Source organism: Chelatococcus sp. XZ-Ab1 (genome assembly GCF_029309855.1).
In the GTDB taxonomy this organism is placed as follows: Bacteria; Pseudomonadota; Alphaproteobacteria; order Rhizobiales; family Beijerinckiaceae; genus Chelatococcus_A; species Chelatococcus_A sambhunathii.
This window is the reverse complement of record NZ_JARKII010000002.1, coordinates 99,530-112,908: the sequence shown is the minus strand read 5'-3', so window position 1 is coordinate 112,908 and position 13,379 is coordinate 99,530. Positions and strand designations below refer to the sequence as shown.

Annotated in this window: 9 protein-coding genes; 4 read left to right on the top strand and 5 right to left on the bottom strand. The window is 70.6% G+C overall.

What is annotated here, in order from left to right; translation table 11 throughout:
* Positions 1 to 93: 93 nt before the first annotated feature.
* Positions 94 to 2,031, top strand: a complete 1,938-nt coding sequence (gene fhuB, locus P2T65_RS03950) for a Fe(3+)-hydroxamate ABC transporter permease FhuB (protein ID WP_276199241.1) — start codon at positions 94 to 96, stop codon at positions 2,029 to 2,031.
* On the opposite strand, the gene P2T65_RS03945 is transcribed toward fhuB, so the two are convergent.
* From P2T65_RS03945 to P2T65_RS03930, 4 genes are all read right to left on the bottom strand, one after another.
* Positions 2,006 to 3,412, bottom strand: coding sequence for an MATE family efflux transporter (locus P2T65_RS03945; RefSeq protein WP_276199240.1), 1,407 nt, complete (start codon positions 3,410 to 3,412; stop codon positions 2,006 to 2,008). The two genes, fhuB and P2T65_RS03945, sit on opposite strands and share 26 nt — an antisense overlap.
* Before the next feature lie 216 nt (positions 3,413 to 3,628).
* Positions 3,629 to 4,429 carry a GNAT family N-acetyltransferase gene (locus tag P2T65_RS03940; protein ID WP_276199239.1) on the bottom strand — a complete coding sequence of 267 codons (801 nt, stop codon included), beginning with the start codon at positions 4,427 to 4,429 and terminating at the stop codon, positions 3,629 to 3,631.
* A complete protein-coding gene (locus P2T65_RS03935; RefSeq protein ID WP_055458886.1) occupies positions 4,426 to 5,766 on the bottom strand; it encodes a lysine N(6)-hydroxylase/L-ornithine N(5)-oxygenase family protein in 1,341 nt (446 codons plus the stop codon). The genes P2T65_RS03940 and P2T65_RS03935 overlap by 4 nt, the downstream gene beginning before the upstream one ends.
* A 5-nt stretch (positions 5,767 to 5,771) precedes the next feature.
* A complete protein-coding gene (locus P2T65_RS03930; protein WP_276199238.1) occupies positions 5,772 to 6,890 on the bottom strand; it encodes a GNAT family N-acetyltransferase in 1,119 nt (372 codons plus the stop codon).
* Positions 6,891 to 7,046: 156 nt separating this feature from the next.
* Between P2T65_RS03930 and P2T65_RS03925 the strand changes: the two genes are divergently transcribed.
* A complete protein-coding gene (locus P2T65_RS03925) occupies positions 7,047 to 9,914 on the top strand; it encodes an amino acid adenylation domain-containing protein (protein WP_276199237.1) in 2,868 nt (955 codons plus the stop codon).
* Between the two features lie 18 nt (positions 9,915 to 9,932).
* Here P2T65_RS03925 and P2T65_RS03920 read toward each other — a convergent pair whose 3' ends face one another.
* Positions 9,933 to 10,646 (bottom strand): GntR family transcriptional regulator, encoded by a 714-nt coding sequence (locus P2T65_RS03920; RefSeq protein ID WP_063188565.1) that lies wholly within the window; start codon positions 10,644 to 10,646, stop codon positions 9,933 to 9,935.
* Between the two features lie 257 nt (positions 10,647 to 10,903).
* Here P2T65_RS03920 and P2T65_RS03915 point away from each other — a divergent pair, with 257 nt between their 5' ends.
* Together P2T65_RS03915 and P2T65_RS03910 are read left to right on the top strand one after the other, a co-directional pair.
* Positions 10,904 to 11,989, top strand: coding sequence for an ABC transporter ATP-binding protein (locus P2T65_RS03915; protein WP_055458890.1), 1,086 nt, complete (start codon positions 10,904 to 10,906; stop codon positions 11,987 to 11,989).
* Positions 11,990 to 12,035: 46 nt separating this feature from the next.
* Positions 12,036 to 13,337, top strand: coding sequence for a PotD/PotF family extracellular solute-binding protein (locus P2T65_RS03910; protein WP_276199236.1), 1,302 nt, complete (start codon positions 12,036 to 12,038; stop codon positions 13,335 to 13,337).
* Positions 13,338 to 13,379: the final 42 nt, after the last annotated feature.

Genomic DNA, 13,379 nt, shown 5'->3' with positions numbered 1-13,379 from the left:
GAGACGAATCGGAGCTCGAGCAAGCCCGAGCTCCGTTGCGGCGAGAGCGGGCTATCGCGGTCCCTCCTCCATCCCGCCTGGTGCGTGGCGGCCATGGTCGCCGTCGCATTGCTCCTCAGCATCGATGCGCTCGTGGCACGGCTGCCGCCGGAGCTGTGGTTTACGGCCCTCACCGCTCCGGACCTCACCGACATGCGCCAGCTCGTGGCGCGCGAGAGTTTCCTGCCCCGGCTCGTCGTCAGCATCCTCGCCGGAGCGGCGCTGGGGCTCGCGGGCGCCGTGTTCCAGCAGGTGCTGCGCAATCCCCTCGCCTCCTCGACGACGCTCGGGGTCGCGGCCGGCGCGCGCCTTGCCCTCGCCGTTGCCGGGCTGTGGCTGCCGGGAGTGCTGACGGAAGGAAGCGAGATCGTCGCCTTCGGCGGCGCCGCGGCCGCGCTCCTACTCGTCCTCTCCATCGCTTGGGGCCGGGCGCTGTCGCCGCTCGCGGTCGTCATCGCCGGCATGGCGGTGAGCCTTGCCGCCGGCACGGCGGCGGCGGCACTCGTCCTGTTCAACGAGCATTATCTCACCGCCCTTTTCCTCTGGGGCGGCGGCTCGCTCAGCCAGCAGGGCTGGGACACCGTGTGGTTCCTCGCGCCGCGGCTCGCCATCGTTGCGCTGCTCGTCGCGCTGATGGCGCGGCCGCTGACGCTCGCCGGCCTCGATGACGGGCAGGCGCGCAGCCTGGGGCTCGCGCTCGGCGGCGCCCGCCTTGTCCTGTTGGGGCTGGCCGTGGCGCTCGCGGCCTCGGTCGTCAGCGCCGTCGGCGTCATCGGCTTCGTCGATCTCGCCGCTCCGACGCTCGCCGGCCTCATGGGCGCGCGCACCCTGCGCCAGCGCCTCCTGTGGGCGCCGCTCACCGGCGCCGCCCTCCTGTGGCTGACCGACCAGCTCCTGCAGCGCTGGGCCGGGCCCTTGGGCGAGATGGTGCCGACGGGGGCCGTGACGGCCCTCCTCGGGGCGCCGCTCCTCCTCGTCCTGCTGCGGCGTCTCGCGGTGACGGCCACGCCGCCGCGCAGCGCCGCTCTGCCCGCCGCCCGCCGCAGCCGGCGGCCGTGGCGCAACGTCGGTCTCTTCGCTCTCCTCGCGCTCGTCGTCATCGTCGCAACGCTCGTCATCGGCCGCGGGCCGGACGGGATCGCCGTCGCCGGGCCGGACGCCCTGTCGGCCCTGCTGCCGTGGCGTCTACCGCGCATCGCAGCCGCCTTCGCCGCCGGCGCCATGCTGGCGGCGGCCGGCGTGCTGATGCAGCGACTCACCGGCAACCCGATGGCGAGCCCGGAGGTGCTCGGCATCTCGACCGGCGCGGCGCTCGGCCTCGTGCTCCTGCTCATCCTCGTGCCGGCGGCCGGCCGGTCCGAGAGCCTCGCGGCGGGTGCGGCCGGCGCCTTCCTCGCCCTTCTCGCCATCCTGTCGCTCGCACGCGGCAGCAGCTTCTCGCCCGAGCGGGTGCTGATCGCCGGCATCGCCCTCGGTGCCTTCTTCGATGCTCTCGTCGTCGCGCTGATGGCGGCGGGCGACCCGCGCGCCCAGATGCTGCTCGCCTGGCTCGTCGGCTCGACCTATCGAGTGGGCGCGGGCGATGCGCTCGTCACCGCGGGCGTCGCCGTGGCGCTCATCGCCCTGTTGCCGCCGATGGCGCGCTGGCTCGACATCCTGCCCCTCGGCACGGCCACAATCCGCACGCTCGGGCTGCCGCTCGGCGCAAGCCGCCTCGCCGTTCTTCTCTTTTCGGCGGTCGCGACGGCCACCGCGACGCTCGTCGTCGGCCCGCTCAGCTTCGTCGGGCTCATGGCGCCGCATCTGGCGCGGCTCGCGGGGCTGGCGCAAGGTCTGTCGCAGGCGCTCGGCGCCGCGCTTCTCGGCGGCACGGTCATGGCCCTGGCCGACTGGCTCGGCCGGCTCGTGTCACCGACGAGCGCCATTCCCGCCGGGCTGATGGCGACGCTCGTCGGCACCCCCTGCCTCATCTGGCTGCTGCGAAGGCGCTGAGCGCCGGCCGCGCGGCCCGCGCCAATGCGTGCATCTCGCGCGCCAGCAGGGCGGCGGCCGCGAAACCGGCAAGGCCTGCGGCGATGGCCGGCGCGGCGATGAGCCCGTCGAGCCCCCAGACGCGCGGCAGCACGAGAACGAGCGGCACCAGCAGATAGCCCTGCGGCGCCAGCGTCACGAGGGCCGCGAGCCGCGCCCGCCCGCTCGCCCGCAGCAGCACGACGAGCACCATCTGCAGGCCGAAGAGGGCGAAGGAGAGATGGACGGCGACGAGCGCCCGCGCCGCCACCGCGCGCACCGCCGCATCCGCCGAGAACACCGATACGACGGCATCGGCGCAGCCGATCATGAGCGCGGCGTGGACGAGCGCGAAGACGCCGGTGACGCGCATCATGAAGCCGAGCGCCGCGCGCACGCGCGCCGTGTCGCCGTTGCCGAGCGCGTAGCCGAGCACGGCCTGGGCGCCAATGCAGAAGCCGGCGACGGGCAGTACCCCCGCCGCGAGCAGCCTGAGGGCGATGCCGAGGCCGGCGACGCTCGCTTCGCCATAGGGCCCGGCCGTGCGATAGACGAGCGTGAAGGCGGCGGCCGAGACGACGCTGGCGAGCCCCGCCGGCGCGCCGACGGCGAGGACAGGGCGCAGCACCTCCCGCCAGAGCGCGCCGAGCCGGCTGCGCAACAGGCTAAGGCGCAGCCGCACCCGCCCGTAGCCGCCGGTGAAATAAACGGCCCAGGCGGCCATGACGAGGAGCTGCGCCACGAGCGTCGCCGCCGCGGCGCCGGACACGCCCCAGCCGAAAACGAAGATGAAGAGGGGATCGAGCACGATGTTGACGGCAAAGCAGCCGACGAGCGTCCACATGCTGAAGCGCGTGTTGCCCTCGCCGATGGCGATGAAGTCGGCGAGGATCTGCGTCAGCGTCAGCACCGTGCCGAGGGCGAGGATGAGCGCATAGGCCCGCGCCGCGCCGAAGGCACCCGGCGTCGTGCCGAAGGCATGGAGGATCGGGTCCAGAAAGAGGAGCACGAGCCCGCCGGCGCCGACGCCGGTCCCGAGCGCCATCACCATGGCCGCTGTCGCCGCACGGTTGGCCGCTTCCTCCTGCCCGGCGCCGAGAAGGCGCGAGACGAGCGCCGCGGTACCGACGCCGATGCCTTCGCCGAGCGCCGCGAGCAGGATGGCGAGCGGGAAGACGAAGCTCACCGCCGCCACCGCCTCGGTCCCCAGCATGCCGAGGAAGGCGGCATTGGCGAGGTGATGCAGGGCGTTGATCGACAGCCCCGCCACCGCCGGCAGCGCCAGGCGCACGATGAGGCGCCGCAGGTCAGGCGCGCCGAGATCGAGCGGCGCGGAGAGGAAGAGGCGCATGCGCGGCCTCATCGGTTGCGTCCTGTCCGTTCTGCCGCGCCCGTCTTTCGGTCGCCCTGCCCGGGCAACGCGCCCGCATGGTGGTGAAGCGCAACGCCCCCCTCCGTCATGCCCGCGCTCGTCGCGGGCATCCACGCCTTGCAGCTCGAGGCAACGCTAGAGGCGTGGATGGCCGGGACAAGCCCGGCCATGACGGCGGAAGAGGCCGGGCCAATGGCGGACGGTTCATCAATGGTCATCCCGCGCGCCTTCCCGGCAAACGAGCAGAGGCGAGAACGTGGTGCGGAAGCCCGCCCGCCCGTAGAGCCGCTCGAGATGCGTGCCCGCCGCGCATTGCAGGAAAACGTGGCTTGCGCCGAGCCGGGCCGCCTCGGCGACGAGGCGCCGCGTGAGCTTGAGACCGATGCCGCTGCGCTGGCGCGTGTGCCACGTGCCGACGTTGTAGAGGCCGGCGAGCGGACCGGTGATATGCAGGGTGGCGCAGGCGACCGGATCCTGACCGTCGAACACGACCGCATGGCGGGTCGTGACACCGGCCACCGGCTGCGCGGCGGCGAGCACCGGCACATAATGGCGCGCGACATGCGCATCGATCGGCCCGCCGTCGTGACAGGCGCCGAAGACGGCGAGGAAGGACTCATCCGGCGCAGGGCCGTCGGTCAGGCGCAAGCCAAGCCCGGCGAGGGCGAGGTCGTCCTGTGCGACGGGAGCGGCTTCGGCCACCATCCAGCGCGCCGCATAGGCGCGGGCGCCGTGGAGCCAGCCGGGCGCCGCCTCGTCCTCGGCCAGGAAGGCCGGGGCGCGCCCACGCGCTCGGGCCGTCTCCTCAAGCCAGCCGATGCCGCCGGTGCCGATGCCGACGGCGAAGTTCATGGTCACGTCCGGGATGCCGGCCGAAAAGGCGTAGCGGGCGCGGCCCGGCCCTGCGATGACCTCGGTGAGATAGCTGCCGGCGAGCATGGCAAGATGCGCCGAGACGAGCGCCTCGGCATCCGGCTCGGCCGCTGTTCTTGTCGCCGCGGCCGTCACGAGGAAGCCGCCAGGCGCACGGGCCGCATGAAATGCTCCGCCGGGAGAGGCGGAGGTGGCAGCCGCTCGACGATCGCCGTCGCGATCTCGCGGGATCGCACGGCGACGACGGAGAGCAGGGTGTCGCTCAGCCCGTGCGTCGTCTCCGACTGGCCCTGCACGAAGAGCCCTGCCTCGCAGGCTTCCGCCATCGGCAGGCGATAGTCCCGGTCCACCGTCCCGCCGGCGAGATAGGGCGCGAGCGGGGCGAGAAGCCGACGGTCGAGGCCACGGCGATAGCCGGTGGCGAGCACGACGGCATCATAGCGCCGTTCCTCGGCTGCCCCGGGTTCACTGCCGGCGAGCGTCAGCGTAATGCCGTCGCGGTCGGCCGCAGCGGCCACCACTGCGCGCCCGCTCCGCAGCGCGAGCCGGTTTCCGCCAGCCACCCGCTGCTCGTAGAGCATGTCGTAGATGCGCTGGATCAGGTCGTGATCGACGACCGCATAGTTGGTGTTGCGGAACTCGTCGAGGAAGGCGTGGCGCGCCGCCTGCGATTGGCCGAAGAAGGCGCCGGTGCCCTCCGGATCGAAGATCTCGTTGACGAAGGGGCTGTCGTCGGCCGGCTTCAGCGCCCGCCCGCGCACGAGAAGATCGATCGCCGCCCTGCCGAAGCGGCCGGCGAGATCGCAGAAGATCTCGGCCGCGCTCTGGCCGCCGCCGACGACGGCGATGCGGGTGGCGGGGGCGTCGGTAAGCCCGAGCCCAGCGATGCCGTCGAGATAGCGCGAGGAATGCATGATGCGCGTGTCGCCGGCGAGCGCGGCGAAGCATTCGGGCAGCTGCGGCGCACCGCCGGCGGCGATGACGACATTGCGCGCCCGGCGCAGGCGCTCGGTGCCGTCGGCTGCGCGCGAGCGCACGACGAAGGCGGTTACCGTGCTGTCGCGCTCCGCCGCCGGCTCGAGGGCGACGACCTCCTCGCCATAGCTGCAGCGCTCGGCGAAGCAGGATGCCGCCCAGCGCAGGTAGTCGTTGAATTCGATACGGCTCGGGAAGAACGTCTTGCGGTTGATGAAGGCGGTGAGACGTCCCTTCTCGTGCAGGTAGTTGACGAAGGTGAAAGGGCTCGTCGGGTCGCGCAGCGAGACGAGATCCTTGAGGAAGGAGATCTGCATGTCGCTGTCCGGCAGCAGCATGCCGCCGTGCCAGGTGAAATGCGGCTGCTTCTCGACGAAATGGAAGGCGAGGCCCGGCCGCTCGCGGCGGGCCGCCTCGTCGAGCGCGATGGCGAGGGCGAGGTTCGAGGGGCCGAAGCCGACGCCGATCACGTCGAAGGTCCGGTCATGTAGGGTCATGGGGATCACCTGCCGCTGGTCGTGTGACGGTCATGCCTCGGCGGGCTCGGGCTGCGGACGCCCTGCCGTGCTGCCGCCGGCGCCACTGCCGGCTGCCAGAGCCGGTCGCCGAAGAAGCGCTCGCGCAGCAGCATCACGAGCAAGGCCCGTTTGTGCGGGAAGTCGAATTCCTTGATCTTGGCGAAGCCGGCCTTGTCGAGATTGCGGATCTGTTGCTGGTGGTCGGCCCGCGGCTCGCCGACGATGCGCTCGGTGCGGCAGTCGTCGAGGAAGATGTAGTGCATCAGCGACGGCAGCCAGGCGGTGACCCAAGGTCGGCCGCGGAAGCTGTCCTCGCCGATGAGCACGTGCCAGCCGCGGTCGTAGTCCTGCGCGTCGTAGAAGGGGCCGAGGCGGTTCTCCTTCGCCCAATAGACCTCGAAATAGCCGAAGGGCTCGCCGTCGAAGGAGCCGATGAGCGGCAGCATGTGCGGATCGGCGATGAGCCCGCCGAGATAGGCCCGGTGCTTGTCGAGGTCGCCCTCCTCCGCCCAGACGGCGGCGACGCGCGGGTCGTTCATCCAGCGGTTGAGGCGCGCGGCGTCGGCCTCCACCGTCGCGGCGCGCAGGGACAGAACGCCGCCGAGCCAGGGGATGAAGCGGGCATAGACCATGCCCGTCGGCTTCATCGGCCGCAGCGGATGGCGGCGCCCGCCCGTCATCACGAAATGCTGCGGATAGGGCGCGGTTGGGGACGGCAGCCACAGCTCGGGCAGTTGCCACAGGAGGGAGGCGTGGGCCGTCAGCGTGCCGCCGGGCCCGGCAAGCGCGGCCCCGCGCCCGAGGAGCGTATCGGCGACGGGCGCCCAGTCCATCGAAGCAAGCCCGACCGTGGCCCGATCCGGATGCAGGGCAAAGAAGGCCTCGAGTCCGGCGAGGGCGGCGTGCACCAGCGTCACGGGCTCCGCCGCGCCCGGCCGAAATGCCAGGCGGCGGCTCTCGTCCTCGCACAGCAAGGTGGCGAGCACCGTGCCGTCACGCTCGACAGCGAGGCCGCGGCCGGCCGCCCGCACCGCAAGTCTTGGTTGTTCCCCGGCATTGAAGGAGGTGTAGACGGTCTCGCCTGGTCTCATCTCGGCGTCCATGGCCCTCTCCTGCCGACATGTCGATGAAACGACGAATGCGCAGGGCGTTTTTTTCAGCGTCCCGGCCTGCAGCCGATGCCGAAACGGGCAAGACGCGAAATTTTTCCCCTCCCCGTCCGTCTTGAGGGCATCGACAACAATGGACGGATCGGGCGCATGGCGATCGACGACGAGGGCACCATTTTCGACGTCGTGGTGAACGGCGAGGGGCAGTTCTCGCTCTGGCCCGTCGGCCGTGGACTGCCGGACGGCTGGCGCACGGCAGGCTTCTCCGGACCCCGCGCCGCATGCCTCGCTCATGTCGGCACCGTCTGGCGCGACATGCGCCCCGCCCGGCTCGCCGCCTTCCTCGCCACGGGCCGGGACGAGGCACGGGCGACACTCGCCTGGGGTGGGTGCCATGGCGCCGGCGCGCCGGTACACAGCCTCATTGCCGGCCATGCCCGCGCCCGGCCGGACGCACCCGCTGTCATCCAGAACAGCGGCGAGACGAGTTTCGCCGCCCTCGAGAGCCGGGGGAACCGGCTCGCGCGCCATCTCCTCGCCCTCGGCCTCGCCGCGGAGGAGCGCGTCGGGGTCGCGCTGCCCCGTTCGGCCGAGATGATCGCCGCCTTCCTCGCCGTGCTCAAGGCCGGCGGGGCCTTCGTGCCGGTCGATCCCGACCATCCGGCCAAGCGCATCGCCCATGTGCTGAGCGATGCGGGCGTCGGCATCGTGCTGACGACCCGCGACCTCGCCGCGCGGCTGCCGCCCCTGGCCGGCGCAAGAGTTGTCGCCTGCGACGGGCTTCCCCTGTCGGGGCTCGACGACAGCGATCCGGGGATTGCCGTCCATCCCGACCAGCTCGCCTATCTCGTCTACACCTCCGGCTCCACCGGGCGGCCGAAGGGCGTCGCCGTGGCGCACGGGCCGCTCGCCGCCCATTGCCTCGCCACGGGCGAGCTCTACGACATGACCTCGCAATCGCGCGAATTGCATTTCCTGTCCGTCAGCTTCGACGGCGCGCACGAGCGCTGGATGGTGCCGCTCGCCTTCGGCGGTGCCATCGTGCTGCGCGACCAGGCGCTGTGGAGCGCGGTCGAGACGCTCGATGCCATGGCGCGCCACGGCGTCACGAATGCCGGCTTTCCGCCGCGCTATCTACACCAGGTGGCGGAATGGGCGCTGGAGACGGGCGAGGCCCCGCCGGTCCGCCTCTATTCCTTCGGCGGCGAGGGCATGTCGCCGGCGACCTTCGAGCTCGTCAAGCGAGCGCTGAAGCCGCAATGGCTCATCAACGGCTACGGCCCAACGGAAGCGGTGATCTCGCCGCTCGCCTGGAAGGTGCCGGCGAGCGCGACCTTTTCGGGGGCCTACGCGCCCATCGGTAAAGGCGTCGGTCCGCGCCAAACCTATGTGCTCGACGATGATCTTATGCCCATGGCCGACGGCGAGGCGGGCGAGCTGTTCATCGGTGGCGAGGGCCTCGCCCGTGGCTATCACGGCAGGCCGGGCGACACGGCCGAGCGCTTCCTGCCCGATCCCTTCGCGGGCGCCGGCGGACGCATGTACCGCACGGGCGACGTGGTGCGCCGCCGTGCCGACGGTGTCATCGACTATCTCGGCCGCCGCGACCAGCAGGTGAAGCTGCGCGGCTTCCGCATCGAGCTCGGCGAGGTGGAGGCGCAGCTTGCCGAACTCGACGGCGTCAGCGCCGCCGCCGCAGCTTTGCGCGAGGCGCCGGGCGGCACCATGCTCGTCGGCTATGTCGTGCCGGCGGCCGGCGCTGCGGTCGACGCGGCGGTCCTGCGGGCGACGCTCGCCGCGCGCCTGCCTGGCTACATGGTGCCTTCACGCATCCTCGTCCTCGACCGGTTGCCGTTCACGCCCAACGGCAAGCTCGACCGCGACGCCCTCCCCGCGCCGCAGGTGCATGTCGTGCCGATCCGCCCGCCGCGCACGCCGCTCGAGGCGGATATCGCCGGCATCTGGCGCGAGGTGCTGGGGCTCGCTGCCGTCGGCATCGACGAGAACTTCTTCGAGCTCGGCGGCAATTCGCTCTCGGCGCTCCGGGTGCTCGCCCGCCTGTCGCGGCTCCTGCCCGGCCGGTCCGTCACCATCGCCCAGCTCTTCAACCATCAGACGGTCGAGGCGCTCGCCGCCGCGCTCGCGAGCGGAACGGCCGAGGAGCATGCGGTCGTCCACATGCGGCGCACCGGCAGCCAGCCGATGCTCTACTGCTTCCCGGGCCTCCTCGTCAGCACGCGCGAATATGCCGGGCTCGTCGAGCATCTGGGGCCGGACCAGCCGGCGACCGCCTTCATCTGCTACTCGCTGACCGAGGACAAGGCGCGTACGGTGAGCGTCGAGGAACTTGCCGGCCGCTATGCCGACTACATCCGTCGCACCAGCGGCGGGGCCTGCACGCTGCTCGGCTGGTCGTGGGGCGGCATCCTCGCCTATGAGACGGCGCGAAGGCTGATGGGCGAGGTCGACATCACCTTCGTTGGCATGCTCGATGTCTGCGCCCTCGACGCGGAATTCGCCATCGATGCCGAGGTGAGTCTCACGGAAGACGAGAGGGCTGGAATCGAGCGGCGCATCGCGGCCTGGCTGCCGCGCACGCGCATGCGCGCCGACTGGGAGAGCCTCATCGCCCGCATGGACGCGGAGGTCTACACCCGCTTCCTCGCCTATGTGCTGAACAGTCCCGCGGACCTGCCGCTCGACGGCCCGGACATCGGCAGCCGCGAGCACATCTTCTGGACGCTCATCGAGAATGCGATGATCTTCCGCAACTATCGCCTCGAGCGGAGCGACCTGCCCATCCGCGCCTGGATTGCGGAAAAGTCCATCGAGCGGGGCTTCAGGCTCGTCGACTGGCGGCACTATTCCAGCCGTGTCGAGGCTGTGACGCTGGTGCCGGACACCGACCATCTCGACATCGTCACGGCCACGGCCTTTCACGCGAGCTTCGCCGAACAGCTCGACGCGAGCCTCCGGAGCCGTCTCCCAGCGTCCCGCCTTCTTGCTGCGGCGCGGTGAGGCCGGGGGCCACCCGACCTACGGCGCCAGTGCCGCCTTCAGCGTGGGGCCGGTGCGGGCGCGCAGGTCGAGATCGGCCTCGATATGGTCGATGTGGCTGACGACGAGCGCGACCGCGACCGCCGCATCGCGCCTTTCGAGCGCATCGACGATGGCGTCGTGCTCGTCGTGGCCGCAGCTCGATGCGCCGGAGCGGCCATAGAGCGCGATGACGAGAGAAGAGCGGGCGATCAACTCCTCCATGAAGCGCTGCAGAATGGCATTGCCGCCCATGGCGGCGAGCAGCAGGTGGAATTCGCCCGAAGCCTTGATCTCGGCGCGCCGCGCGTCCGGCCCGCGCTCGTGCATGTGCCGGCGCTCGGCGGCGAGATGGGCCCGCAGGCGGGCGAGGTCGTCGGTCGTCACCCGCTCCGCCGCGGCCGCGACGATGCCGGGCTCGATCAGCCGGCGGGAGGCGAAGACCTGGCGCGCCTCCTCCGGCGAGGGATTGGCGACGAAAGCGCCGCGGTTGCGCTCGATGCGCACCAGTCCCTCGAAGGCGAGCATCTGCAGCGCCGCGCGCGCTACGGTGCGGCTCACGTCGAACAGCGCGCCGACCTCGCCCTCCGAGAGCTTTGTGCCGGGCGCCAGCCGGCGGTCGACGATGGCGTCGCGCAGCCGGTCATGAATCGCCTGCGTGCGGTCCTCGGCTGCATGCTGCCCATCGGCAGATGTCGAATCGATGCGGTTCATGCCCGTCTCACCCGCATAGGGTCTTTCCTTCTAGCGGGAAAAGCGGCGGAGGAAAGCCGAGATTGCCGGCAATAGAAGCTGAAATTGCATACAATTTTGCCGTCAGATCGGCGACAACTGCCCGGATTTTGTGCAGTTCGTTGACTTCCCCTGCTCGCCACGCTCGGCAGAAAACCTGAGCCATACCAGCGCCTTGGATCCGCTCCCGGCAACTGGCACGCCGGATGCTTCGTTCCCGGCAGACAGGGGAATGCCGCATGAGCAAGGCCGCCGCGATCGACATCGCCGCCGTATCCAAGATCTACGGGACGATGACCGCCGTCCACGCCATCAGTCTCAAGATCCCGGCGGGCAGCTATTGCTGCTTGCTCGGACCGTCGGGCTGCGGCAAGTCGACGACGCTCAGGATGATCGCCGGCCATGAACGTATCTCCTCGGGCGACATCCGGCTCGGCAACACCGTCGTCACCGACCTGCCGCCGGCACGGCGCGGCACGGCGATGATGTTCCAGTCCTACGCGCTCTTTCCCCATCTCGACGTCGTCGACAACGTCGCCTTCAGCCTGAAGATGAAAGGCGTGGCGAAGGAGGAGCGCCGTGCGCGGGCGCTCGATCTACTGAAGCTGGTGCAGATGGACACCTATGCCGACCGCCGGCCGGCGCAGCTCTCCGGCGGCCAGCAGCAGCGGGTGGCGCTGGCGCGCGCACTGATCACGGATCCGGAAGCGCTGCTGCTCGACGAGCCACTCTCCGCGCTCGATCCCTTCCTCAAGGTGAGGGTGCGGGCGGAGCTCAAGAAGCTGCAGAACGAGCTCGGTATCACCTTCGTCCACGTCACCCACAGCCAGGAGGAGGCGATGGCGCTCGCCGACCTCATCGTGGTGATGAACGAAGGTCGCATCGAGCAGGCGGCCCATCCGCGCACGATCTTCGAGCGGCCGGCCACCGCCTTCGTCGCCCGCTTCATGGGCGACCATAACGTCATCTCCGGCCGGGTGGCCGATGTGCGCGACGGCGCCGTCACGGTCGAGGTCGCCGGTGGCGGACGCTTCGATGCGCTCGGCCGGCCACCCGAGGGCGGGCAGGCGGACATCGCCGTGCGCACCGACCGCGTGCGCCTCGGCGAGGCGCCGGTGCCCGGGCTCGGCTTCACCGGCATCGTCACCAATGTCGAATATCGCGGCGCATCGGTGAAGCTGACGGCGAGCGGCGCCGGCATCGAGGATTTCACGGCAATCGTCGGCGATGGCCCTTTCTTCGCCAGGCCGGTCACGGTGGGCGAGGCGGTTCCGTTCGCCTGGCGTGCTGAGGACGCGATTGTCCTCGGCCGGCTCGGTTCCTGAGCCGAGCGACGATCAAGCAGCAACAATCACAAGAGGGGATGAGGCCATGACCAGGACAACGAAGGACAAGCGCGGCATATCGGGCGGCATCTCGCGCCGCTCGCTCCTCAAGACCGGCGCTGCGGCCGCCGGCCTTGCCGCCGGCTCGGGCGCGATCACGGGCTTTCCGACCATCTGGGCGCAGAACCCGATCACCCTGCGCCAGTTCGGCACCGGCGTGTCGAACCTCAACGCCATCGCCGAGAAGTGCAAGGAGGACCTCGGCATCACCCTGGAGATGACGGCGACGGATTCGGACGCTGCCGCGCAGCGCGCCGTCACCCAGCCCGATTCCTACGATATCGCCGATATCGAATACTGGATCGCCAAGAAGGTCTTCCCGGCCGGCGTCCTGCAGCCGATGGACGTGTCGCGGCTCACCTATTTCGACAAGATCGTGCCGCTCTTCATCACCGGCAAGCTGACGCCGGACAGCGTCATCGCCCAGGGCACCGCGCCGCACACGGTCGGCTTCGTCGAGGGACCGGATTCGACCACCTTCGCCAAGGCGCCGACCGGCTGGCTGACGATGGTGCCGACCATCTACAACGCCGACACCCTTGGCATCCGGCCCGATCTCGTCGGCCGCCCGATCACCACCTGGGCCGACATCATGGACCCGGCCTTCCGCGGCAAGACCTCGATCCTCAACATCCCCTCCATCGGCATCATGGACGCGGCCATGATCATGGAGGCCTCGGGCGAGCTCACCTATGCCGACAAGGGCAACATGACGCGGGCCGAGATCGACAAGACCATCGATTTCTTCATCGCCGCCAAGCGCGCCGGCCAGTTCCGCGCCTTCTGGAAGTCCTTCGACGAGAGCGTCAACCTCATGGCCTCGGGCGAGGTCATCATCCAGTCCATGTGGTCGCCCGCCGTGGCGGCCGTGCGCTCGCGCGGCATCCCCTGCGTCTACCAGCCCCTCAAGGAAGGCTATCGCGCCTGGGGCGGCGGCATCGGCCTCGCCAAGCACCTCAGCGGCGCCAAGCTCGACGCGGCCTACGAATATATCAACTGGTACCTGTCGGGCTGGGTCGGCGCCTATCTCAACCGCCAGGGCTATTATTCCGCTGCCATGGAGACGGCGAAGAAGCACATGTCCGACGACGAATGGGGCTTCTGGGTCGAAGGCAAGCCGGCCAAGGGCGACATCCTCGCGCCCGACGGCAAGGTGATGGAGAAGGCGGGCGCCGTGCGCGATGGCGGCTCCTTCGAGGAGCGCATGGGCAAGGTCGCCTGCTGGAACTCGGTGATGGACGAGGACCGCTACATGGTCCGCCGTTGGAACGAGTTCATCGCCGCCTGAGCCTACGCCTTTCCGCCCTCTCCCTCGCCGGGAGGGGGCGGT